The following is a 24,514-nucleotide window of genomic DNA, read 5'->3' as shown; positions in this document are numbered from 1 at the left end:
TCCTAGGCTTGTTGTTTTTGTGCAAGTTCGTGCTGGGCTTCAATCAATAATTCCTGAAAATCCCGTTGTACCGAATGATCCTGCTCATAGCCCATTTTTTTCCAGATATTGAAAAATAGCGATTCCGGGGTAGGGGGTGCCAGATCAATTTTAGACTGGCTTGAACTAAGGTCGACCTGTTGCTGGTAAATCCGGCTGATGCGGAGCAGTCGGTAACGGTTAGCAGGGAGGGCCTGTTCTATTTGCTGACGCAGGTCTACCGGAGGCGGCGCATCGGTCGTGTATTCCACTTCCAGAAAATGCCGTGCAGAAAGCTGCTCGATTTCTCCGGCGGGCAGCGCCTGAATTTGAGTAATTAAATTTTCCAGCTTTTCACGAACGCGGAACAGCTCGACAGTACGCGGAATGCTTAAGGCATCGTACTGAAAGCGGTTTTCCGGGTTTTGTTCAGGATCAATCCGGACTTCAACCACCTGATGCTGGTAATGGATTTCACTAAATGATAGCGGAATCGGGGAGCCACTATAGCGAATATGCGGCTGACCGACTTTTTGTGGTTTATGCAAATGCCCGAGCGCGACATAATCAATCACATCATCAAACAGCGCCGTCGACAGGGCTTCTTCATTGCCGACGATAATCGGACGTTCAGAGTCCGAGGTCTCACCACCTTGCATGTGCGCATGTGACATTAAAATTAGTGCCTGATGTGGCTGTTTGCGGGCTCTGGCTTCGGCAATCAGTTGTTGATGCAGATAACTGATCGCGTTCTGGTTATTGCTGGTATGTTCATTCAGTCCGGTAATTTCGGCACTGCGTAAATAGGGTAGGGTCAGACACCAGGCGATGATATTTTTATCCCGATCATAAATAGGAATAAGTAGACGATCCAGGTTCAGGGTATTTTCTGCAGTGCGGCCTACGATTCCCACAGCTTTGGCATTGAATTTGGCCAGCAAGGGTTCAACCTGTTCAATCCGATAACCGGAATCATGATTGCCTGCAATCATCAGGGTCTGCATATGTGGCGCCAGGTCGTGGGCGTCGGCCAGAAACTGGTATAGTTGTCTTTGCGCACTGGAAGCTGGATTGATCACATCAAAAATATCGCCGGCAATCAGCAGAGCATGCGGCTGCTTTGTTTTAATTTGCTCAAGTAGCCAAGTCAAAAACTGTGCATGTTCAAATTCACGGTCATGGTTATGGAAAAATTGTCCCAGATGCCAATCGGAAGTGTGAAGAAAATGAACTGCCATGTAATGAACCCCAAGATATCTGCCTTGCTACTATAGGAAAAAGCACAGGTAAAAATCTACTTGTAAAACGATATTTCAGCGAATTGTTGGTGATGTTTAAGCTGAATTTATTTTGATCAGTATGGAAATTACTGGATGATCGCATCCAAATCATCAGACATCGAAAAGTCATGCAATCCATCAGGCTTTTAAAAAAATAGGAATTTTAAAAAATAAAAACCGACGATTCGAGTGATGATGAAATCGTCGGTCAAATTTGTGTTACATGAAGATTTTGGCTGCTATTCAAAATTTCCCTGTACACTGGACTTATTGCTTTAGCTCTAAAGGTCAGCAAAAATTCGTGGATGCCAGTCCAAATTTTTGTACCTTGTACCCTATATAACGTCACCCTATAGTGGATGGTTGACAATAAAATGAAAAAAAACCTGATTTTTTTTATACTAGCTTGTTGAAGATCACTGAGTCATGCATATGTTGCCGCTAAGTCGTTATTTTATCTGGTTTTTCGTTATATGTTTTATTTTTACTTGTATTTGCGGTGTACTGGCAGCCTTGCTGCCGATGGGCATGGGTGCAGTCTTGACGATTGTTCCGTATCTGGTGGCCATGATTTGGGTGCTTTTTAAATTTCTAAAACAGCAAAAACGTGCGCCGACCCAGGCAGAGCGTAAAAAATTCACCCTCGGTTTTAGCCTGATTTACTGGGGCTATAATTTATTATTTCTGTTGCTCGGTATTGTCATCGCCACCCGTTCCAATCCGAATGCCTGGCAGGACTTCTTGCTGTATCTACAGCAGCCACAATTTATGAGTATTGTGCTGATCATGTTCCTGATGATCGCAATTCCACTATATCTACTGACGTACTGGTTTTATGGCAAGCAGGCCCAGCGTATGGCAGAGAAAATGTTTGGCCATTCGCCTCAGTGAATATAGATGAATCATTTTGTGACCCGATCTTCATAAATTAATTGAATGATGAAAGATACAAATTCTCCACTACAAAGATCTTCTTGGTTTAAAAAGCTGAAGATGAGTGGCGTATAATTTAAACCAAGAAAATAATAAGGCGAAGAATGACGAATGTATAAACCTGTAGTGCTGGTGACGGGAGCGAGTGGTTTTATTGGCAGTCATCTCGTGCATTTTTTACTGGAACGGGATTATCGGGTGATTGGTCTGACCCGTCAGAAAAATAAACGTGAACCACATCCGGACTTCCACTGGATTAACCAGCTGGAAGAATTAAAACAGCATCAGATTGATTATGTGGTCAATCTGGCTGGCGAAAGCATCGGTCAAGGCCGTTGGACGGCAGCGCGTAAAAAGAAATTGCTGGATAGCCGTTTAGATAGCACCAAACGGTTATTTGATTATTTAGAAAAAAATCAGCTTAGACCGAAACGGATTATTTCAACATCGGCCGTCGGCTATTATGGCATTGATCCGACAGAGCGCTGGGATCAGGTCTGCACGGAGCAAAGTCCGCCACAAGATATTTTTATGTCCGAACTCTGTGCGAAGTGGGAGCAGCTGGCCTTGTCCTATACTAACCAGAACACCAAGATTGTTCGCTTTGCGGTGGTGTTTGGCAAAGGTGGTGGGATTCTTCCGCAGATGCTATTGCCGATTAAGCTGAATCTGTTTGGGCGGATTGGTCATGGACGTCAGCCAGTGACCTGGGTGCATCTAGAGGATGTGCTGCGTGCGATTGAATTCTTGATACTTGAGGATACAGCCGAGCAGATCTTTAATGTGGTCGCGCCAGAAAAAAGTAGTCAGGCCCAGTTTGCACGAACTACGGCCCAGATTCTGAAACGCAAACCCTTACTTCCACTACCCGCATGCAGTCTGAAAATGATGCTGGGAGAACAGTCACAACTGGTATTGAACGGTCAGTATGTACAGCCCAAAGCCTTGCAGGAGGCTGGATTCCAGTTTCATTATCCAACTCTGAAAGAAGCGCTGGATAATATCCTAAAGCACTAAATGACTGGACTCTAATAAACAGACTGGATCATAAGGAACTGGATCAACGATTGGCGTTTGTTCAAGGATAAGTTGAGCGAGTAGTTTGCCTGATGCCGGCCCCATACATAAACCATTACGGAAATGTCCGAAATTGGCCCAGGCATTGTGTAGCTTGGGAATTCTGCCTATATAGGGAATGCCATCGGGTGAGCTGGGTCTTAATCCGGCCCATTGCTTGACCAGCGGAAAATCTGCCAGTTCCGGTACCATCTCGATGCACGCCTGTAAAATATCCTGCCGAATTTCGGCAGAAGGCGAGGTGTCAAAACCGACCTGACGCATACTGGAACCACATAAAATATGTCCGTCTGGTCGTGGAATCAGGTACATCACCTTGTTCATGCACATGGTCGGCAGCCAGTTTTCTGGCGTTTTAAACAGCAGCATCTGACCTTGCACCGGTTGTACCGGAATTTCCAAACCAAGTTGCTGTGACCAGTATTGTGACCATGCTCCGGTTGTGAACACATATTGATCTGCCTGAAAAACCTGGCTATGTTCATCTGAGATACTTTTTACACAGCCTTGCTGAATATTGAGCCGAGTGATTTTACAGTCTTCTTGCCAGGTGACACGAGGATGCTGCTTCAAATAGTGAATGATCGACTGTAATAACCGTGGATTACGGATATTCGCCAGTTCAGGGAAATAAATCGCCTGCTTGAATTTGCTCTGATTAATTCTTGGATTGATCTGTTGCAGTTTAGCCTGATCAAGCAATTCTGCCTGTTGCTGCGGATCCTGATGTGTTTTGGCATAACTTAAACCGATTTCAAAATCGGATTCATCAAAAATCAGCATACCTGTTTCATGAATCTGGAAATCGATGCCAGTGAAAGGTTGCAGTTTTTGATTCCAGTCCTGATACATGGGTTTGGCATGTCGAGCCAGAGCATTTACAGCAGCGGGATAACGCCACGGATACATCGGGGAAAGGATTCCTCCTCCAGCCCAGGATGCAGCCTGTCCGGCGGCCTGTTGATCAAAAAGGGTAACAGAACATCCCTGTTCAAGCAGTTCCAGCGCCGACATCAAACCGGTGATGCCAGCGCCGACAATGGCAATATGCATTGCGCCGAAATCCTTTTACTTCATGTCTTTCAGTTTAAGCGCAGCTTCTTCAGCAAAATAGGTCCAGATACCATCTGCACCGGCACGACGACAGCTCATCAATGATTCTAAAATGACGCTATCAGATAACCAGCCATTTTGAATTGCCGCAGCCAGCATCGCGTATTCGCCACTGACCTGATAGACAAAGGTTGGTACGCCAAAAGTGTCTTTGACTTCGCGGACGATATCCAGATAAGGCATGCCCGGTTTAACAATCACCATGTCTGCACCTTCCTGAATATCCAGCGCAATTTCATGCAGGGCTTCAGCACGGTTACCGACATCCATCTGGTAATTGTATTTATTGCCGCCTTTTAAGTTGCTGGCAGAACCGACTGCATCACGGAACGGGCCATAGAAACTTGATGCATATTTGGCTGAATAGGCCATGATCGAAGTATAGATATGACCATTTTGCTCAAAGGCCTGACGAATCGCACCGATCCGGCCATCCATCATGTCACTTGGAGCAAATACATCTGCACCGGCTTCGGCATGGCTCAAGCCCTGTTTAATCAGGCACTCGACCGTTTCATCATTTAAGACATAACCGTTCTCATCAATAATGCCATCCTGACCATGTGTGGTATACGGGTCTAATGCGCCGTCAGTAATCAGCACCATTTCTGGCAGTTCTTTTTTCAATAAACGCAAGGTGTTTTGTACCAGACCATCTTCACGCCACGCAGCTTCTGCAGTCAGGCTTTTATCTTCTTGTGGGGTGACCGGAAATAGCGCCAGTTTATTGACACCGAGTTCCAGTAGACGTTCTGATTTTTTTAACAACAAGTCCGCTGACAGACGCTGGATATTCGGCATACTTGGAATATCTTGGGTCTGGTTTTGTCCTGGCAGGACAAATACTGGATAAATGAGATGATCTGCCGCGAGATGGGTTTCACGAACCATCGAACGTAAATGTTCATTTTTACGAATACGACGCATGCGAGTTGCAGGAAACGCGGGACGATTGAACGTATAAGTCATAAAAATCTCAGTAATCAGTATTAAACTAGGCCTCTATTGTAGCCCTAACTCAAATTTTTGGGCATAAATTAGCGGTTTTTTATTGTGGTGGATTCGGGCAAAGTGATGAGTAAGACAGAGAGAAACTGGACCGGTAATATACATCTGGGCTCGAAAGTGGATATTGATGTAGTCCTGAACCAGCTGGTACATGCTTTTAATAGCTCTCCTTTTTTTAAGCATAACGGCATGACCATGCGGGTGGTCGAGGGCCAGATTGAGGCCTATGTAGAAATGCAGGATTTCATGATTGGTAATGTGGCTTTCCAGATTCTGCATGGCGGTCTGGCTGCAACTGTACTGGATAGTGTCGGTGGTATTGTGGCCATGGGCGAACTGTATAAAAAAGCTGAACCGGAAACGATTGCAGATACCATTAAAAAAGTATCGCGTCTGGCGACGGTCGATATGCGGGTAGATTATCTGGCGCCTGGACGTGGCAAATATTTTATTGCACGTGCAGAAACCTTACGTTTGGGGCGTAAGGGCTGCACCATGCGCATGACCATGGTCAATGATGAAGATAAGGCGATTGCAACTGCAATTGCGTCTTATGCCTATTAATAAAATCGTGAAATGAGGAAATTAAAAAGCACTGTTTAACAGTGCTTTTTTTATAATGATCAAATATGAACCTAGAGGATTTAGAGATCAGATTTAGCCCGTTTCAAGGCATTTTGCCATTTGGCTAAATGCATTTCTCTTTCGTCATTTTGCATTTTGGGTTCAAAAGCACGGTTCAGCTGCCAGGACTGGGAAATTTCATCCAGGTTTGAAAATACGCCAGCTTTTAATCCGGCCATAGCGGCTGCGCCCCAGGCAGTAGCTTCTAGCATTTTCGGACGCAGTACCGGTACATTCAGAATATCGGCCTGAAATTGCATTAGCATGTCATTGCTGCTGGCACCACCATCAACCCGCAGTTCTTTAAGTGGATGTGCAATATCAGACTGCATCGCACTGAGCACATCCGATACCTGAAAGGCAATAGATTCAAGGGCTGCACGAGCGATATGCGCTTTGGTCGTACCGCGTGACATGCCACAGAGTAGGGCACGTGCTTCACTATCCCAATGCGGCGCGCCCAGTCCGGTAAATGCCGGAACCAGAACCACGCCGTCACTATGCTCGACCTGATGCGCCAGTTTTTCCACATCACTGCTTTTTTGAATAATTCCGAGGCCATCACGTAACCATTGCACTACAGCACCAGCCATAAATACGCTGCCTTCGAGCGCATAGGTAGTTTGGTCCTGGGCTTGCCAGGCAAGAGTAGAAAGCAGCTTGTTCTGGCTAAGCTGAATATTATGTCCGGTATTGAACAGCATAAAGCAGCCAGTACCATAGGTGTTTTTAGCACTGCCCACCTCAAAACAGGACTGGCCAAACAGGGCAGACTGCTGATCCCCCAAAATTCCGGTAATGGGAATATTGGCCCCCAGTAAGCCAGAAGCAGTGTCAGCGACATAACAATCAGAAGAAATAATTTTCGGTAAGACCGAAGCAGGGATATTAAACAGCTCGAGTAGCTCTTCATCCCACGACTGTTGCTGCAGATTCATCAACATGGTACGAGAAGCGTTACTGGCTTCAATGACGTGCTCTGCGCCTTGGGTCAGATTCCAGATCAGCCAGCTATCGATCGTACCAAATGCCACATGGCCTTGTTCAGCGAGTGCCCGTACTCCCTCGACATACTCTAAAAACCAGACCAATTTTCCCGCACTAAAATAAGGATCAATCCGTAGGCCGGTTTTTTGCTGAATTTTGGACATCAGGCCTTGTTCAATCAGCCGGTTACACCAATCAGACGTACGACGGTCCTGCCAGACGATTGCCGGGGCGAGCGGTTTGCCGTTTCGACGATCCCAGACTACAGTGGTTTCACGCTGGTTAGTCAGGCCAAGGGCTCTAATATCTTTTGCCAGAATACCTGCAGTCGCTAAAGCTTGCTGTACCACCGCAATCTGTGAGCTCCAGATTTCCTGTGCATCCTGTTCCACCCAGCCTGAATGTGCGGTGTGGATATGTGTTTCACGTTGAGCCGTTGCCTGAACTTGTCCATGTTCATTAAAAATAATGGCCCGACTTGACGTAGTTCCCTGATCCAGGGCCAGAAGGTAGCTCATAATTTTTCTGTTATTCGGCTTGAAAAGTAAAATATTAGCGCAATAATGTAATTAAGCGCATCAAGTTGTGTAAATGTTCAGAAAATACATCGTAATTTTTGACATTTATGCTATGATTGCCTTGTACTTTGGGGGTGTTTCTGGCTTCGACGCTGGTGATGAAACTCATAGATGCATGCCGAGAGCGCATTTTCTCTCGTAAATCAAATTTGCATTTTTTAGTCGCAAACGACGAATCATACGCTCTAGCTGCCTAAGGGCAGCTTGTCCGCCTCTCCGAATACTTGTGGTTAGAGAGTCCGACTGAAGCGCACGCACACAAGTCCGTATAAAGCCAAGCCTCGGGGCTTTGTACTAAATTAAGAGGATCGCGATTTGTACCCTGTTCGTCGGGTCACAAAGAGTTAAAACAATAGACGATATCTAAGCATGTAGTATTCTCGAGCGTAGTGCTGGCGGACGCGGGTTCAACTCCCGCCACCTCCACCAAAATTCTTTCCGAAGTAATCCATCGGAATCTAAAAAAGCCTTTAAACTCAATGTTTAAAGGCTTTTTTTTATGCCTGTTTGTCCGATAGCGTCTGATCCCATTTGACCCCATATTTGCTCTTTGTGGGTAAATATTGGGAAAATTTACCCAGAAATTAATACATCAATTATGGGTAATCGATATGCCACTTACAGATACTGAATGTAGAAAAGCACAGCCGAAAGACAAACAGTATCGTCTTTCGGATTCACATGGTTTATCCCTCATCATTACCACCAAAGGTCAAAAATATTGGAATGTACGCGTCACTGTCCATGGTGAGCGTAAGTCTGAATCGCTTGGTCCATATCCAGATTTAAGCTTAAAAAAGGCAAGGGAGCTTGCATATGAGCTTAAGCATCGATTCTCACGTTCAGTGCTGCATGAAGAATTAAAGCCATATTTCAAAGAAGTTGCAGAAGATTGGTTCAATAATCAAAAAGAAACCTGGTCATCCAAACATATTAGTAATGTTAGAGCTTCATTGGATGAGCTTTATATTGCTCTTGCTAATAAGCGTATTAACCAGATTCAGGCTCCTGAGATTCTGCAGATTATTAAGAAGATTGAAGCTAGAGGCTCGCTTGAAATTGCAAAACGTACCTTATCTCGTTGCGGCATGGTCATGAAGTATGCCATTGCGCATGGCTATCGTTATGATAATCCGGCAGGTGATCTGGTTTATGCTCTCAAGAATAAAAGAGTCAAAAATTTGGCTTCGCTTACTGCCTCTGAAATGCCTGAATTTTTAAGAAAGGTAAGAGCTTACCCAAGTGATGCTCAAACACATCATGCCATTATTCTGATCATGCTGACAGGTGTTCGGGTTAGTGAATTGCTGCAAGCACGCTGGGAAGAATTTGACCTGGAAGGGCGTAAGTGGGATATCCCTGAAGAGCGGATGAAGAACCGTCTTCCACATCGTGTACCGTTGACGGACATGATGATTGCCGAGCTTCAGGCTTTGAGACTTACCCATAATCAGGAACTGTTATTTCCACATCGTTTAAATAACAAAGAACCTATGCGTAGCGAATCTATTTTGGCCGTGATCAAGCGTTCGGGCTATGCAGGTCGGATGACCACACATGGTTTTAGATCGCTATTCAGTACAGTCGTAAACGAATCAAATCTGTTTAATCCAGATGCCATTGAGCGCCAGCTTGCTCATGTGCCTCAAAATAGAATTCGCTCGGCCTATAACCGAGCACAATACTGGGATGAGCGGGTAAGGTTGATGGCGTGGTATGGGGAGAAGATTAAGGAGTGGATGGCTCAGTAAAGAGCCTTTCCTTTTTTGATCACTTATATTCTCTATATTCTTCATATGCCTTATTAATCAATTCTTCTAGAACATTACTTTCAGACATATTTTTTAAATGTGCTAATTTCTCTAAATGGTTTTTTGTCTTTTTCTTTAATGGTAAGTGAAAATATTTTTTAGGGTTTTCTTTATTTTTTTCTCTAAAAATATTTTGCTGCCATGATTTTTTAAGTTTATTTATTTCAATACAATATTTTTGTAGGTCATTAATATAGAGAAAGTCCCAATATCCTAAAAGTTTCTCCAGTTGGTCATTAGAGTTAGTAGGGGTGAAATTAGGAAAAGTAATTATGCGATTTTTTCTTTCTGTATATTTTAAAGCCCAATCTATAAATTCAGGATTTTCTATATATTTACTTAGAAATACTACTGGATTGTCCTTATTGCTTATTTGTTTTAAATAATGTCTTAATTCATCAACTTGTATATTAAAATTAAATAATTCAATATGTATTAAAAAGATAAGAGAGAAATAAGGATTTCTGAAATTATATCTTCTTGGTATATCTTCTTTATATTTGTATTTAAGATTATTGATAATTGCCCAGCATAATCGACTATCTTTTTCTAAAAATTTTAGATCTTCATTCAGAATATATTTATGTTTATTTTCATAACAATTTTCTAAAAAAATCTCTAAATTCTTGGGTGTGGAATTTTTGAACTCAATTTCTAAATAATCAGCTATTTCTTTAAAATTATGTCTGTCATTAATAAGTTTAAGAACACCCATTTTACTCATATCATTTTTATCAGCCCAACGATCTACTATCCAGATTAAGGATTCATCCTTAAATTCTTTAAAAATTTTTATAGTAAGTTCATAGTTAGGATGATCTTTATCAATAGTGTTTAACATAAGATTTTTACATAAATATTTGTAGTGATTACTGTAGTATTTATAGTAGTTTTTTTCAATACTAAAACTATACTGGACTCCTCGAAATCATAGTTTATACACGTTTTTTGGTAGTCATCACTATGCTTTTGCTTAATTCTAGCTTTTTTAAGGCTAGAGACTAAGTGTAAAGCAGGGAGGAAATATGCTTAATGTGGGGATTAGATGCTGTACCACAGGTGAAGTTTGGACTCTCTAGAGCTTTGGTTATATATATTATCTTTTATTAGCTAACATGCTATTGAGAAGTAAACGTATAAATATACTGAATTCCCTATCTCTTATGTAACTATCACATACATAGGTTTAAACATGAGAGATTCAATTAACCAAGCACAACTTACACTTGAGATTGAGAACTTCTTAAAATGTCTAAAAAGAAGAAGTAGGGAATGGGATGAATTCTATTCGCAGCTTACTAATCTATTATTCGACTTTGATGATATTTATGATCCTGATGATCAATACATAGGTTATCTTCAATTCTTTGTAATTCTGAGATATGACTTGCAGAGAATAAACTCCGATTATTTTGATCTTATGGATGAGCTAAAGATAATTGGGTATAGAGAGATGAGATCATGGTTTTTAGATTTATCTGAGGATTTTGAAAAAGATTATAAGATTATCGAAAAACAGAAAGATGAAAATAAAATTGAAGTGCAGAAATATTGTAGATCAATACTTAATAAATGTAGTCGAATATTAGTCTCTCGTGTGGACTTGGGTTATTTGCAAGAACATTCTAGTCGAATCAGAGTTGAAGATATTTATAAGGACTTAGATATACTGCTTAATCGTATCCAAAATAAAGATGGCATATTTAAACATGTGATCGGGTATATATGGGGAGTAGAGCAAGGTGGTAAAAGTAAAGGTTTTCATTGCCATTTAGCAATCATTTATGATACTGCCTTTCGTGATGGAAGCGCAGCATATTGGGGGAATAAAATTATCGCGCTTTGGAGTGAGATTACTCGAGATTATGGTCAAGGCTATAATTGTTGGAACCGCGAACGCGTAAAGGAGCTCCGAGGTAGAGATGAGCTGGGGATCGGTTTGATTTATCGTCGCGATTCAACCCAAGTGACAAATTTCATTGAGGCAATGGAATACCTTACTGATCATCACAAACGTACCCTTCAATACTTACGAGTTAAACCGAGAGGGCGAAGAGTATTTGGCAAAGGTCAGTTAATAACGCAATATGATAGACGCTAAATGAAAATAATCTCAGATATACATTATCTAGATGAAAACGAGTTTTTTAACTTTGCAAGGCTTACCAATCGGTGAGCCTTTGTCATTTCTAGAGGTATATATTATGAGTTTAAATTGTCCTTATTGTTTGTCGGATCAGGTCATTCAGGTTGTTAATCATCAGGTGAGTGGTTCTAATTCCACAGGTCTAGCAGCATCAACTTCGTTCGCAACCATCGGTGCATCCATTTCAAAGGGTTTACCTTTGCCTGTATCACCACTGCTTGGCGGGCTTGCAGGTGCGGTCATTGGTGGTTTATTTAGCAGCGTGTTTAATGAGCCTAAAAAGCCAATCACTATGACCTACTACCACTGTAATCAATGTCAGCAGAACTTCCGCTAATAACCTAGGAGATAAGAACGATGGCACATCAAATCGAACAAATCGCCTATGTTGGCGAAACCCCTTGGCATGGTTTAGGTAACCAGCTGAGTCCGAAACAACCACTGGAAGTCTGGGCACAGCAAGCCGGAATGGACTGGCGGATTGAATCCTCGAACGTCAGCTATATGGCCCAGAATGAACGTGGTCAGAGCATCATCATGCCGTTTGAAGAGCAGCGTGTCTTGTATCGCTCAGATACACATGCGCCTTTATCTGTGGTCAGTCAGCGTTACCAGGAAGTTCAACCCAAAGAGATTCTGGAGTTCTACCGGGATCTGACTGAGCAATCAGGTTTTGAGCTAGAAACCGCAGGGGTTTTGAAAGGCGGGAAGAAGTTCTGGGCATTAGCGCGTACTGGGCAAAGCACTGCATTAAAGTCTAAGGATGTTAGTAATGGTTATATTCTGCTGGCTACTGCATGTGATGGTACTTTGGCAACTACAGCGCAGTTCACCAGTATCCGGGTGGTTTGTAACAACACTTTAGCAATTGCTCTACGTGGGCAGAGCAGTAGTGCTGGTGTAGTGAAAGTTCCACATAGCACCAAGTTTGATGCCGAGAAAGTGAAACAGCAATTGGGTATTTCAGTTCGTGCTTGGGATGAACACATGTATGAAATGAAACAGCTCACACAGCGTAAGGTGAGTCAGCAAGAAGCCAAAGCCTACTTTGATGCGGTGTTTAATAACAGCACCATGGCAATTTCTGATCCTGAAGAAAACATCATTCAGTTCTACCGTAATGTCGCTCAGCAGGCTCAGGAGAAAAAGCCTGAACCAAATGGTCGTGCCATGAATAAGGCCTTGGACATGTTCAATGGTCAAGGTCGTGGTGCTGACTTGTCATCAGCAAAAGACACTGCTTATGGATTACTTTGTTCGATCACAGAATTTGTGGATCATGAACGACGTGCCATGAGTACAGATCACCGAATTGATTCAGCTTGGTTTGGTGCAGGTGCGGGTGTGAAACAACGAGGACTGGAGCAAGCGCTTGCTTTGATCGCCTGAAATTAATCGACTCACTTATGTTGCAATCAAGTCACCCCAAACAAATGCTCATCAGAGCACTCATGTAACCCCTCTCAATTAAAACAGCAAACAAATCGCCATACCCGACCTCGTGTCGGGTATGGCTTTTTTATGCATTTCTTTTATAGAGATCAGAATTTATAAGGATAAATCCATGAATCAAATTGCATCTATTACCCATCAGCCTACGACTGTAGGATCAAAGATTGTAGTCAATCCAACCATCACCACCAAACGCTCAACAGCAGCCAAGCGACTGGTCAACACCAAAGGGATGGAATATCAGGACTGGCTCGAAGTTCGTAAGCAAGGCATTGGCAGCAGTGATGCCGCGACTGCCTGTGGTCTCAATCCCTATATGTCGATGCTGGAACTCTGGCTGATCAAAACAGGACGACAGGCTCCATCCATAGAAGATGAAAGCTCAGGTGTAGCACCGCTGTATTGGGGCAAGCAGCTGGAACCTTTGGTGGCAGAGTTCTATAGCATGCACACCAATAACAAGGTGCGACGGATCAATGCGGTACTTCAGCATCCTGATCCCGATAAACACTTTATGTTAGCCAATCTGGATTACAGCGTGGTCGGCAGTGATGATGTTCAGATCTTGGAGTGTAAAACAGCAGGTGAGCATGGTGCTAAGTTGTGGCGTGATGGTGTGCCTTTGTACGTGCTGTGTCAGGTGCAACATCAACTGGCGGTGACAGGCAAGCAGGCAGCACATGTTTGTGTCTTGATCTGTGGACATGAAACCAAGATCTTCAAAGTGACACGGTCTGAATCAGTGATTGAGCATATTGTCAAAGCAGAACGATATTTCTGGGAGTGTGTGGAAAAGGACATCCCTCCATCAGTGGATGCCAGTGAATCGGCAGCCAAAGCTATTCAGCAGCTCTATCCAGCGCATATACCCTTGACTGTAGAGGATCTCTCGCAAAATGAAAATGCCAATTTGATGTTCGACAAGCTCATCAAAATGAAGGAAGAGATTCAGCATCAGCAGGAACGCTTTGACCAACTTAAACATGAAATTCAGATGATGATGCAAGACAAAGAAAGGGCTGTCTTTGCACATGGCTCAGTGGTCTGGAAGAAAGCCAAGGACTCCATCAGCCTCAATACCAAGGCACTGCTTCAGTATCAGCCTGAGCTTATTGAGCTTTATCCACTTGAAAAGCAGGGCAGTCGTCGATTCAACATCTATACCGACTAAGCCCTATCTACAGCACCAAATCAAAAATTCACAAAAATCGCTCCCCGCTCTCTACCCTTCGGTAGAGAGCAAATCGGTCGCGATCTCTGTAGCACTTTATCTGGCTCTACATTCTTTGGGTAACTTATTTGGTCCTTGTTCCGACCTACATAGATAGACCCAAATTTGTAACGTAATACATTAAGGAATATCAACATGATTAAAGGTTTAGCAATTACCCCTCCAATCTTGGGGCGTATCAGTATCGGTCGGATGATCGAAAAGAATGGCAAGCGTCTACCGGAAAAAGATGACCAGTTCACTATTACTTCCCAGATTCAAAGCAAAGAGGGATGGGTGAAACATCCATTAGATGATCAGCTTCGAGCTAATACTCCCAATCAAAAGCTACGCTCAATCCCCGTCAGAATGATCTTTAATGATCCTGATCTGAACTTACGCGCTGAATACACCTTATTTGACCGACAGACCGGACGGCCAGTGTGCGTCGGTAATGGAGAAGCCTGCCAACGTTTAACCAATCAAGGGGTCGAGCAACAACCCTGTCCATCTCCTGACTTATGTCCTCTGGCTCAAGGTGGCAACTGCAAACCTTATGGACGTTTACATGTCAATTTAGATGAGTCGGATGAATTTGGCACATTCATCTTTAGAACCACGGGCTTTAATAGTATTCGGACTTTGGCTGCACGACTGAGTTATTACCATGCAGCATCAAATGGTTTGTTGTCTTGCCTCCCATTGCAGCTGATATTGCGAGGCAAGAGTACGACACAGAGTTATCGTCAACCGGTCTATTACGTGGATTTGACTTTAAGGGAAGGGATTAGTCTCAATGAGGCTATTATTCAGGCGAAGCAAATTGATGAACAGAGCAAACAGGCAGGGTTTTATCAGGAGGCTTTGGACTTTACCGCGAGAAAGGGGTTTGGGAATGGAAGGATGGACGTGGATATGGAGGAAGGCTTGGATGTGGTTGAGGAGTTTTATCAGCCTGTTGAGGGACAGCAGATCGAGGAGGCTCAGACTGCATTTAATATCCAGCAGGGATTAAAAGGATCTGTGACGGCTCTGAATTAGAACGGACAGGGTAAAACCTTACGGGATTGCCGTATCTCATGAGCGAGTTGCTCGAAATCATGAGATAGGAGTAAACATCATGAATGCCTTTGTAGGTCAGACTTTTCAGATGAACCAATTTATTAGCATCAAACAAGTTGTAACGTTTGTTGGTGTGGGGCGTTCCACCATCTATGAAATGATGGATGAGAACTCACCTTATTATGATCCTACTTTTCCGAAGAAAGTAAAAATCACCAAGAACCGTATCGGCTGGTCAGCTTATGAGATCCATCAATGGATGGAAAATAAGTTGGCGAGCCGTGAATAGAAAGGGAGCAAAAGCTCCCTTATTTTTTTGTTTTCTTGTAGACTAAAAATGTCTTTTAGCCTAAGTGTCTGTAATGAAAACAATAGACTACTACAATAAGCATGCAGAAGAATTTACAGCTTCAACTTTCAAGGTCGAAATGGAAAGCCTTTACGCACCATTTTTAAGGTATTTACCGGAACAAGCGTCTATTTTGGATTTGGGCTGTGGTTCGGGGCGTGATTCCTTCGCTTTTAAAAATAAAGGTTATCAAGTTGAGGCAATAGATTATTCTGCCGAGCTGGTTAAAAAGGCCAAGGAGTTGACCGGCATTGAAGTACGTCAACAAAGTTTCTATGAATTAAATGAGAGTGAGAAGTACGATGGTATTTGGGCCTGTGCTTCTCTTTTACACTGTGACAGAGATTGTTTGCCTGAAGTGATGGGGCACATATTTAAAGCACTAAAGCCAAATGGTGTGTGTTACATGTCTTTTAAATATGGTAATACAGACCGTGAGAAAGACGGGCGTAGCTTTACTGATCTAAATGAGCAGCAAGCGCATGACTTACTTAAGCAGATCGATCAAGCTTTACTGTTACAACAATGGATTACGATAGATAAACGTCCAGATCGTGATGAAAAGTGGTTAAATCTACTTTGGAAAAAGCATGCCTGATTTTATTCCTACAGCGCAGGAGCAGCTTAAGTTCCTTAAAAATATTCAGCTGATTTTACAGTCAGGTAGTTTTAGCAGTACCTATAAATTTGCGTTACTGATTAGCCTTAGCCGATTGGCTATTGAAAAAGGTGAAGACTCAGGCAAAAGCCTATCACTTGAGTATACAGAGATTGCTGAAAAGTTTATTGAGTTGTATTGGAAGCAGGCTGTGCCATATACCTTTAATGATCAAGGACAGCTGATCTTGAATCAAAACAATGGTAAGCAGGCAGCTATTGTGAAGCGGATAATTGAACATAGAAAAAATTATTCATCACTTGGGGTGTTAAGGCGAGATTCATTGGTATGGTTGGCGCTACTTAATGAGGTAAAAATCATTGTTAGAAAAATGCCTGTAACTTTCTTACAGAATATTAATGGTCAAGATTTTGAGTTTTTATATCAACTAGATCAGTGTGGGAATCAGCTCATTCTTTTACCTCAAGTCATGTATTGCTTAAGGCAGTTCAGTGAGATTATTGAAGAGCTGTGTCAGAAACGTTGGATTGACTACATCCGGAAGAACAGTAGCAATGCACCAATCTTGAATCAGTTACCGAACCTTGAACAATTCATGTTTGAGCCGAATAGAAACCAGTTAAATGCAGTAGCAAATGTATTAGTGGATCTACAAGACTGTAAATGCTTCTACTGTAATAAGCCAATGCGTAAAGGCAATTATGTAGTTGATCATTTTATTCCTTGGTCAATGTATCCATCGGACACAGGGCATAACTTTGTATTGGCTGATTCAAGCTGTAATTCTAAGAAGAGTAATTTGCTTGCATCAGATGAATTTTTGCATAAGTGGCAAGAACGTAATGAAGAACAGGATTTGCTGATTGTGGATCGAATTTCCGTACTGGGTTTTTTAACGGATAAAGAGCGTTCGTATAAAGTGGCTGACTGGGCATATGCTCAGGCAATAGAAAATAATTATTCTATTTGGTCTATAGGTAAGTGAAAACAATATGTAAAAGAAGAAGAAACTTATATGATTTAATACTTCAGATAAAAATTTATATATGCATTAAGAACAGTGGGTGATTTAGGAATGGCTTCATTATATCTAAACAGATTGAGCGTAAATGAAAGAGAAAAATTAATTAATGATCTTCATTTAACACAAAAAGGTCAGTGCTTTATTTGTGAAAAGCCAATAGATTTAGTCATTCACTCTGACAGTATTGATATCGATCATGTGATTCCATCTGCTCATAATGGCAAAGATGATCCTAGTAATTTTGCAGTAACACATGCGAGTTGCAATAGGTCAAAACAGGCAAGTAATCTTGAAGTTGCTCGGATATTGCAACGCTTTAAACAATTAAAAGAAGACTTACAGCAGGATAATAAAGTTCCGAATTTAGCGCATATTCTAGATAAGGCTAATGGTGGGAAACATGAAATTAGTTTTAAAATTGAAGGTGACACCATTCAGTTCAGCTTATCTAGTATAGGTGATGAAAAAATTTATCAATTACCTCTCTATCAGGATGATCTAAGTGCGTTTAAATATTTCTTCGCAAAAATGCCAATAGAATATCTACATCATGATCAACGAATTAATCCAAGATCAATTGGTCCTAATATTGGTAAGTTAGTTGAAGAGTTTTATCAAAAGAGACCGCAACTGCATATTCCTTTAGCATGGATGAAGAGTGAGCATAATAAGTCGGGTATCTTTATATTTGATGGTCAACATAAAGCAGCTGCACAAATCATGTTAGGCGTGCGTTCTTTACCTGTAAGGGTTTTTGTTGATGTAGATGCTGACGTGTTGATTACGACAAATTTCAACGCTGGCACCACATTAAAACAAGTAGCATTTGATAAATCTGTACAACGACATTTAGGTAGTACGTTATATCAAGATAAGTTGCAGCGTTACCGTACAGATACGGCACGTGACGTAAATGATTTCACCTTTTCAGAAAAGGATTTAGCATCTCACTTTAAAGGCCAAGCTCGTGAGATTAAACGCTACGTTTTGGATGCAGTTCGTAATGCAGTAATTACCAGCCAAGACAATAAATTGCGTGACTATATTGATATGGCAGGTAAGGCAACTGAAAAACCAATTTCATACAGCAGCATAGAAAGGACGTTCTATTCATTTTTTATTCATTCAGATCTATTAGAAACACGCTTGGATTATAAAACTGATATAGGGGAAAATCCTCGAGAGCTTGAGGTTAGTCAGTTGGTTCAGTTGATGAATATCATTGCTGAAGAGTTCTATATCGGGAAATATAACTTTGATATTGGAACAGGCCAGATCGAAAGTAAAATTCAAAAAGGGCAGGTCATTCCGCTCGAACACTTAAAAGCTTTTCGCTTGAGTAAAGAAGAGATTGTTTATAATTGGCTATCGTTCGTACGAGATTTAATTAGTAATTATTATAGTACGGTAGGTGGTGCCTACTATCCTAATAAGCCATTTCAAACAAAATTCCCTGATCAGCTATGGATTAATATCCGCAATTTTCTAAGAAATTTTGCGGCTCTTCCATTTCTAGTGAATACACAACTGTCATCCACGATTTTCAGTGGAAAACGTTCTACTGATTACTGGCAGACGATTTTGAAAACTGGTGAAAGTAATGATGGTATTAAAGTGATGCCTCATGGGATTATTCTTATTCAAATGCAGCAACCTAATTAAAGGCATACCCTTTGCAGCTTTATGACTGCAAAGGGAAATATTTAGAATTTAGTAATACCACTAATATTTTTTAGAGCAGTCGCTTCAATGGTGGTCACTTTTTTTAAGCCAGGCCTTTTGGTTAGAAATTTTTGATGGATTAACTGCCAATCTTCATTTGATTTATCCAATTCTAACGGTAAGGTTAGTAAGGATTTTTTGCCTTTATAGGCATACAAAAAATCATCTGAGACTATAGCAGGCGGTGTTGCTTTTGCATGAACGGTAAAACAATCAACTAATGTATATCGGGTTTCTTTATTACTTATTTTTTCGCCCTGAATCATCCAAATAATATCACCTGCATTAAGGCGAAATTCTTCTTTCGAGTAGACAATAGATTGCTCAAGAGCAGCGTAAGGGAAGGGATTTTCTTCAGAATGCGCTTGATGATAAGCAAGCCAATGTTGCTGCATTTTATTAAGACCTTTGATGTTGCATTACAATATTAAGCTATCCATTATAATCGACTTAAATAACGAAAAATTATTCAATTTTTCATCTTAATTTTATTAGTTGAATGAGTGTGTAAATAACTCAAAATAACAGTTGTCCTATATGCTCAAATTACCGAGAATATGGGCAATTGATTGGTCTGTATTGACAGGCTATAACCTCTTTTAAGCATCTACGAATGCTCTAATATTTGATTAAATGTAGACCACCTATGAACAAGCAACAACTCGCTTCCAAAATTTGGGATTCCGCAAACAAAATGCGCTCAAAGATTGAGGCAAATGAATACAAAGACTATATCCTAGGTTTCATGTTCTACAAGTTCTTGTCTGATAAAGAATTAAGCTTTTTAGAAGCCAATGATTTTGCACAATCAGATATTGAAGCACTGACAGAAGAAGATGCTGAAACAGTAGAATTTATTAAAAATGGTATCGGTTATTTCATCGCTCATGATGACCTATTCTCAACATGGCTCAATAAAGGCTTAGACTTTACCGTTGCTGATGTTCGTGATGCCCTTTCCGCTTTTTCACGCCACATTCATAGCTCTCACAAAAAAGTGTTTGATGGTATTTTCAAAACCTTAGAAACAGGTCTTAGCAAGCTTGGCGATAACTCAAATAGCCAGACCAAAGCGATCAGTGACTTGTTGCAACTGATTAAAGTCATCCCAATGAATAGCAAGCAAGACTATGACGTGCTTGGTTTCATTTATGAATACTTAATTGGCTCTTTTGCTGCGAATGCAGGTAAAAAAGCAGGTGAGTTCTATACACCGCATGAAGTTTCAGTTCTTATGTCTGAAATCATTGCACATCATTTAAAAGACCAGCCTGAAATTAAAATTTACGATCCAACAAGTGGCTCAGGGTCATTGCTGATTAATATTGGTAGCTCGGTGGCTAAGCATGTCAATGATGCCAATAAAATCAAATACTACGCACAAGAGTTAAAAGAGAATACTTATAACTTAACCCGTATGAACTTGGTGATGCGTGGTATTTTGCCTGCCAATATTGTGGCAAGAAATGCCGATACTTTAGAAGATGATTGGCCATTTTTTGAAGACAATGATCCAATTAATACTTACGAACCGCTTTATGTAGATGCAGTGGTATCTAATCCACCATATTCACAAGCTTGGGATCCAGCAAATAAAGATGCAGATCCTCGATACAAAGAATTTGGTTTAGCTCCTAAAACCAAGGCGGATTATGCGTTCCTGTTGCATGATTTATATCATTTAAAACCAAAAGGTATTATGGCCATTGTCTTACCACATGGCGTGTTGTTCCGTGGTGGTGAAGAAGAGCGTATCCGTACTAATTTAATTAAGAAAAACCATATTGATGCCATTATTGGTTTACCTGCCAATATTTTCTTTGGTACGGGTATTCCAACGGTCATTATTATTTTAAAACAACAACGCCCAACCACAGACGTATTGATTGTTGATGCATCTAAAGGGTTCGTGAAGCTCGGTAAGAACAACCATCTACAAGCATCGAATATTAAGAAAATTGTCGATACCGTGATTGAACGTAAAGACGTTGAGCAGTTCTCACGTCTAGTAACGCAAAAAGAAATTCAGGATCAGGGCTATAACCTCAATATTCCTCGTTATGTAGATTCTTCAGCAACGGCTGAAACATGGGATATTTATGCCACCATGTTTGGCGGTATTCCTAAAAAAGAAATTGATGCACATGCAGCATATTGGGCAGCATTCCCACAGTTACGCCAAGACTTATTTACAAAAAGCGATACCCCTTACGTGAATTTGGCGGTGACTGAAATTAGCCAAGCGATTCAAGGCCATCAAGATGTAAAAGGCTTTGTTGGTCAATTTAATACCGCATTTGCTGATTTTAAGGATTACTTAAAAGGCGAACTCATTGGCAAAATGCAAAGCTTGCACATTGCCCAGCAAGAGGATGTTTTAAGTAAAGACATCTTTAAGCGTTTAGCTGATATTCCATTGGTGGATAAATATCAGGCGTACCAAGCTTTAGATGACCAATGGCAAGGTATTGCAGGTGATTTGGAGATTATTCAATCTGAAGGTTTGAATGCTGCCAAAATCGTTAATCCAAATATCGTGATTAAAAAGAAAGATGGTAAAGAGCATGAAGTACAAGAAGGTTGGCTAGGCTATGTATTGCCATTTGATCTAGTACAGCAGCGTTTATTGTCTAAAGAGTTGGAAGCATTAAAAGCCAAAGAGCGTGAACTTGCAGAAGCCAGTGCAGAGATTGAGTCTTTGATGGAGTCTTTATCTGAAGAAGATAAAGAGCAGTTGTTAAATGAAGCCAATGATGCTTTTGTGCCTGCCGAAATTGCTAAAGCCTTAAAGCAAGCTTATGCGGAAATTGAAACGCCTGAAATTGTTGCACTCAATGAGTATCTTGAGTTTTTAGGTACAGACCCTAAACCGAAAAAGCCTCAAAAAGAGCAGTTTGTAAAAGACCATACAGAAGTGCAATGGTCAAACATTGAAGCAAATAAAGATGGCACTTATGCAGCCCCAAAAGTTAAAGCGTATTTAAAGCAATTACGTTCAGGCTTTAGTTTTGAAGAAGGCAGTTTAGAGGCAACTTTGGTGCAGGTGGATGAGTTACTTGCACAAGAAAAAGAGTTAAAAGCACAGATTAGTAAAGACGAAGCTGTACTGCATCTTTTAACCAAAACCACGATAGAAGCTTTAGAAGAAGCGCAAGTGAAAGCGTTGCTAGAAGCGAAGTGGGTTGAACCGATTGTTTCTGCGATTTTGGCATTGCCGAATGAAGTGATTGAGCATTTGACCGATACGGTACAGGCTTTAGCAGATAAGTATGCAGTGACCTATACGGAAACCACGCAAAAGCTGACTGAAGCAGAGCATAGCCTTGCAGACTTGATTGATGACTTAACTGGTGATGAGTTTGATATGCAAGGTTTGGCACAGTTTCAAGCATTGTTAAAAGGGGTGTAATGTGGAAAAGCAAAAGTGCCCTGAAGTGAGATTTAATCAATTTAATGGGTCTTGGTTTGAAAAAAATCTTTCTAATGAAGTTAGTTTTTATTCAGGTTTAACTTATTCTCCAAATGATATTACTAGGGTCTGTTGACATTTCAAGTATAGAATTTACCCGATAAAGGTAGCCAAATAAATATACAAGCTAATGCAACTGCCCCCTCATAGCTACACTTTAGCTTATCATATCGTGTTGCTATTCCTCTGAACTGCTTTAACCTACAAAATGCATTCTCAACTAAGTGTCTGATTTTATATAAATACCAATCCATATGATCATTATTTGACTGAGTATTTGATTTTCTTGGAATATTCGCTTTAGTTTTTTTCGCAGATATTTGTTCTCTTAATGATTCAGAGTCATATCCTTTGTCTGCACAACATACTTCCGTTTCACTCAAATCAAGTTTTTCAATCATTTTGGGAGCAATCTTGACATCATGTATCGTTCCATCGGAGATAATAATTTCGATTGGATTGCCATCCGCATCAACAGCTAAGTGTATTTTAGAACTATTTCCACCAATGCTTTTAGAAATATCCTGATCTTTTATTCCAGCAGAATGTTGGTGTGCCCGAACATGACTACCATCAATAAAAACCCATTCCATATCAGCACTTGAAGAAATTAATTTAAATATTTTCATTAACTTATCATTTTTACACCAACGATTATATTTTTTAAAGATTGAGTTATACGAACCAAATTCTTTAGGCAAATCACGCCATGGGCAGCCTGTTCTTATTCTATAAAGTATTGCTTCGACAAAATTTCTCAAATTAGATTTGAAATAGATATCAAAATTTCGGAAAATAGAAAGTAACTTAGACCAGTGTTGATCATTCAGCATTGTACGAGGCATAGCGAGAAGTAAATTTAGTTTGGCGATTAAATTTTACTTTCTCGCTATTTTTTTGAACAGTAAATGTCAACAGACCCTAATAAAAATGGAACATTAGTTTTACGTTCTTCTAATGTACAGAATGGAGAAATTTCACTCTTAGATAATGTATATGTTCGTTCGGAGGTTGCATACTCCCAAAATGTTGATGAAGGAGACATTATTGTTGTTGTCCGAAATGGTTCAAGAAGCTTAATTGGCAAACATGCAACTATCAAGAATAAGATGATAAATACAGTCATTGGTGCATTCATGACTGGCGTAAAATCATCTCAACCTGATTTTATCAATGCTTTATTTGATTCGAATAATTTCACAAATCAAGTTAATAGAAATTTAGGTGCTACTATCAATCAAATTACGATTGGTGCTTTCAAGGAAATGAATTTTTATTTTCCTCAAGAAGAGGAAAAAGTTCAGATTGGTGAGTTTTTCCAAAACCTTGACCAATCCATTGCTTTACATGAAAAGAAATTGGCTCAAACGCAAAACTTTAAAAAAGCGATGTTGGAAAAAATGTTTCCAAAACAGGGCATCCTGTGTCCTGAAATTCGTTTAAAAGGTTTTAGTGGTGATTGGGAAGAAAGGCAGTTAAAGGATATTTCTTTCAAAGTTCTTGAAAAGAATAGTGAGCATTTGTATTCAGAAACTTTTACGAACTCTGCACAGTTTGGTGTAATTTCTCAACGTGATTTTTTTGATAAAGATATTTCAAATACAAATAATATCGGAGGATATTACGTTGTAAAAGATAATGATTTTATCTATAACCCACGTATCTCAAACTTTGCTCCAGTTGGTCCGGTTAAGAGAAATAAGCTTGGTCGTACAGGTGTTGTCTCTCCACTATATTTTGTTTTTAGAACACATGACGTTGATCATCAATTCTTAGAAACTTATTTCGAAACATCTGTTTGGCATAAGTTTATGTTTCTGAATGGTGATACAGGGGCACGTTCAGATCGTTTAGCAATAAAAGATACGATTTTTATGGAAATGCCAATTTATTGTCCTTCTTTTGAGGAACAACAGAAAGTTGGTCAGTTCTTTAAACAATTAGATGAAACAATCAAGTTACAACAGCAACAGCTCCAAACTGTAAAAAATCTGAAACAAGCATTGTTAGAAAAAATGTTTGTTTAATCATT

General features: G+C 40.6%; 22 protein-coding genes and 1 other RNA gene. 16 read left to right on the top strand and 7 right to left on the bottom strand.

The features are described from left to right. Nucleotides 1-2: 2 nt before the first annotated feature. The gene (locus tag PYW33_RS11775; protein ID WP_004646141.1) at nucleotides 3-1,256 is read right to left on the bottom strand and encodes an exonuclease SbcCD subunit D; all 1,254 of its coding nucleotides are present in this window, start codon (nucleotides 1,254-1,256) and stop codon (nucleotides 3-5) included. Nucleotides 1,257-1,730: 474 nt separating this feature from the next. Here PYW33_RS11775 and PYW33_RS11770 point away from each other — a divergent pair, with 474 nt between their 5' ends. Together PYW33_RS11770 and PYW33_RS11765 are read left to right on the top strand one after the other, a co-directional pair. After that, nucleotides 1,731-2,189 carry an ABZJ_00895 family protein gene (locus PYW33_RS11770; protein WP_004646142.1) on the top strand — a complete coding sequence of 153 codons (459 nt, stop codon included), beginning with the start codon at nucleotides 1,731-1,733 and terminating at the stop codon, nucleotides 2,187-2,189. Between the two features lie 153 nt (nucleotides 2,190-2,342). Further along, complete coding sequence (locus PYW33_RS11765) at nucleotides 2,343-3,248, top strand: TIGR01777 family oxidoreductase (RefSeq protein WP_004646143.1); 906 nt, start codon at nucleotides 2,343-2,345, stop codon at nucleotides 3,246-3,248. Here PYW33_RS11765 and thiO read toward each other — a convergent pair. Both thiO and hemB read right to left on the bottom strand, forming a co-directional pair. Next, on the bottom strand, nucleotides 3,237-4,361 hold the full coding sequence (gene thiO, locus PYW33_RS11760) for a glycine oxidase ThiO (protein WP_004646144.1): 1,125 nt from the start codon (nucleotides 4,359-4,361) through the stop codon (nucleotides 3,237-3,239). The genes PYW33_RS11765 and thiO overlap by 12 nt on opposite strands. A gap of 15 nt (nucleotides 4,362-4,376) precedes the next feature. Then, on the bottom strand, nucleotides 4,377-5,390 hold the full coding sequence (gene hemB, locus PYW33_RS11755; protein ID WP_004646145.1) for a porphobilinogen synthase: 1,014 nt from the start codon (nucleotides 5,388-5,390) through the stop codon (nucleotides 4,377-4,379). Between the two features lie 105 nt (nucleotides 5,391-5,495). Here hemB and PYW33_RS11750 point away from each other — a divergent pair, with 105 nt between their 5' ends. After that, nucleotides 5,496-5,993 (top strand): thioesterase family protein, encoded by a 498-nt coding sequence (locus PYW33_RS11750; RefSeq protein WP_004646146.1) that lies wholly within the window; start codon nucleotides 5,496-5,498, stop codon nucleotides 5,991-5,993. Between the two features lie 80 nt (nucleotides 5,994-6,073). Here the strand turns inward: PYW33_RS11750 and glpK are convergent, their stop codons facing one another. Next, nucleotides 6,074-7,558, bottom strand: a complete 1,485-nt coding sequence (glpK, locus tag PYW33_RS11745; RefSeq protein ID WP_004646148.1) for a glycerol kinase GlpK — start codon at nucleotides 7,556-7,558, stop codon at nucleotides 6,074-6,076. Between the two features lie 130 nt (nucleotides 7,559-7,688). Between glpK and ssrA the strand changes: the two genes are divergently transcribed. Beyond that, nucleotides 7,689-8,047: a transfer-messenger RNA gene (ssrA, locus tag PYW33_RS11740) on the top strand. Nucleotides 8,048-8,229: 182 nt separating this feature from the next. Then, on the top strand, nucleotides 8,230-9,369 hold the full coding sequence (locus PYW33_RS11735; RefSeq protein WP_004646149.1) for a tyrosine-type recombinase/integrase: 1,140 nt from the start codon (nucleotides 8,230-8,232) through the stop codon (nucleotides 9,367-9,369). Nucleotides 9,370-9,388: 19 nt separating this feature from the next. On the opposite strand, the gene PYW33_RS11730 is transcribed toward PYW33_RS11735, so the two are convergent. Next, entirely contained in the window at nucleotides 9,389-10,270 is an 882-nt protein-coding gene (locus PYW33_RS11730; protein ID WP_004646150.1) for a hypothetical protein, read from the bottom strand. Between the two features lie 351 nt (nucleotides 10,271-10,621). On the opposite strand from PYW33_RS11730, the gene PYW33_RS11725 reads away from it, so the two are divergent. From PYW33_RS11725 to PYW33_RS11685, 9 genes are all read left to right on the top strand, one after another. Next, the gene (locus tag PYW33_RS11725) at nucleotides 10,622-11,530 is read left to right on the top strand and encodes a YagK/YfjJ domain-containing protein (RefSeq protein ID WP_004646151.1); all 909 of its coding nucleotides are present in this window, start codon (nucleotides 10,622-10,624) and stop codon (nucleotides 11,528-11,530) included. 103 nt (nucleotides 11,531-11,633) lie between these two features. After that, entirely contained in the window at nucleotides 11,634-11,912 is a 279-nt protein-coding gene (locus PYW33_RS11720) for a hypothetical protein (protein ID WP_004646152.1), read from the top strand. Between the two features lie 20 nt (nucleotides 11,913-11,932). Continuing rightward, nucleotides 11,933-12,964 (top strand): DUF932 domain-containing protein, encoded by a 1,032-nt coding sequence (locus tag PYW33_RS11715; RefSeq protein WP_004646153.1) that lies wholly within the window; start codon nucleotides 11,933-11,935, stop codon nucleotides 12,962-12,964. 175 nt (nucleotides 12,965-13,139) lie between these two features. Next, nucleotides 13,140-14,198, top strand: a complete 1,059-nt coding sequence (locus tag PYW33_RS11710) for a YqaJ viral recombinase family nuclease (RefSeq protein WP_004646154.1) — start codon at nucleotides 13,140-13,142, stop codon at nucleotides 14,196-14,198. A 195-nt stretch (nucleotides 14,199-14,393) separates the two neighbouring features. Next, a complete protein-coding gene (locus PYW33_RS11705) occupies nucleotides 14,394-15,278 on the top strand; it encodes a recombination directionality factor (protein ID WP_004646155.1) in 885 nt (294 codons plus the stop codon). Between the two features lie 79 nt (nucleotides 15,279-15,357). Then, on the top strand, nucleotides 15,358-15,588 hold the full coding sequence (locus PYW33_RS11700; protein WP_004646156.1) for a helix-turn-helix transcriptional regulator: 231 nt from the start codon (nucleotides 15,358-15,360) through the stop codon (nucleotides 15,586-15,588). A gap of 73 nt (nucleotides 15,589-15,661) precedes the next feature. Then, nucleotides 15,662-16,246 carry a class I SAM-dependent methyltransferase gene (locus tag PYW33_RS11695; RefSeq protein WP_016807129.1) on the top strand — a complete coding sequence of 195 codons (585 nt, stop codon included), beginning with the start codon at nucleotides 15,662-15,664 and terminating at the stop codon, nucleotides 16,244-16,246. Then, entirely contained in the window at nucleotides 16,239-17,252 is a 1,014-nt protein-coding gene (locus PYW33_RS11690) for an HNH endonuclease (protein WP_004646159.1), read from the top strand. The genes PYW33_RS11695 and PYW33_RS11690 overlap by 8 nt, the downstream gene beginning before the upstream one ends. Nucleotides 17,253-17,342: 90 nt before the next feature. Continuing rightward, on the top strand, nucleotides 17,343-18,953 hold the full coding sequence (locus PYW33_RS11685) for an HNH endonuclease (protein ID WP_004646160.1): 1,611 nt from the start codon (nucleotides 17,343-17,345) through the stop codon (nucleotides 18,951-18,953). 41 nt (nucleotides 18,954-18,994) lie between these two features. Here PYW33_RS11685 and PYW33_RS11680 read toward each other — a convergent pair whose 3' ends face one another. After that, a complete protein-coding gene (locus tag PYW33_RS11680) occupies nucleotides 18,995-19,408 on the bottom strand; it encodes a hypothetical protein (RefSeq protein ID WP_004646161.1) in 414 nt (137 codons plus the stop codon). Nucleotides 19,409-19,707: 299 nt separating this feature from the next. Here PYW33_RS11680 and PYW33_RS11675 point away from each other — a divergent pair, with 299 nt between their 5' ends. After that, nucleotides 19,708-22,422: a type I restriction-modification system subunit M gene (locus PYW33_RS11675; protein ID WP_016807165.1), complete on the top strand. Its 2,715-nt coding sequence runs from the start codon at nucleotides 19,708-19,710 to the stop codon at nucleotides 22,420-22,422. 140 nt (nucleotides 22,423-22,562) lie between these two features. Here PYW33_RS11675 and PYW33_RS11670 read toward each other — a convergent pair whose 3' ends face one another. After that, on the bottom strand, nucleotides 22,563-23,327 hold the full coding sequence (locus PYW33_RS11670) for an IS5 family transposase (protein WP_004645258.1): 765 nt from the start codon (nucleotides 23,325-23,327) through the stop codon (nucleotides 22,563-22,565). A gap of 63 nt (nucleotides 23,328-23,390) precedes the next feature. Here PYW33_RS11670 and PYW33_RS11665 point away from each other — a divergent pair, with 63 nt between their 5' ends. Beyond that, complete coding sequence (locus PYW33_RS11665; protein ID WP_004646163.1) at nucleotides 23,391-24,509, top strand: restriction endonuclease subunit S; 1,119 nt, start codon at nucleotides 23,391-23,393, stop codon at nucleotides 24,507-24,509. Nucleotides 24,510-24,514: the final 5 nt, after the last annotated feature.

It is taken from the genome of Acinetobacter lwoffii, from assembly GCF_029024105.1.
Classification (GTDB): Bacteria; Pseudomonadota; Gammaproteobacteria; order Pseudomonadales; family Moraxellaceae; genus Acinetobacter; species Acinetobacter lwoffii.
The sequence above is the reverse complement of the archived record's forward strand: the minus strand, read 5'-3'. Positions and strand labels throughout refer to the sequence as shown.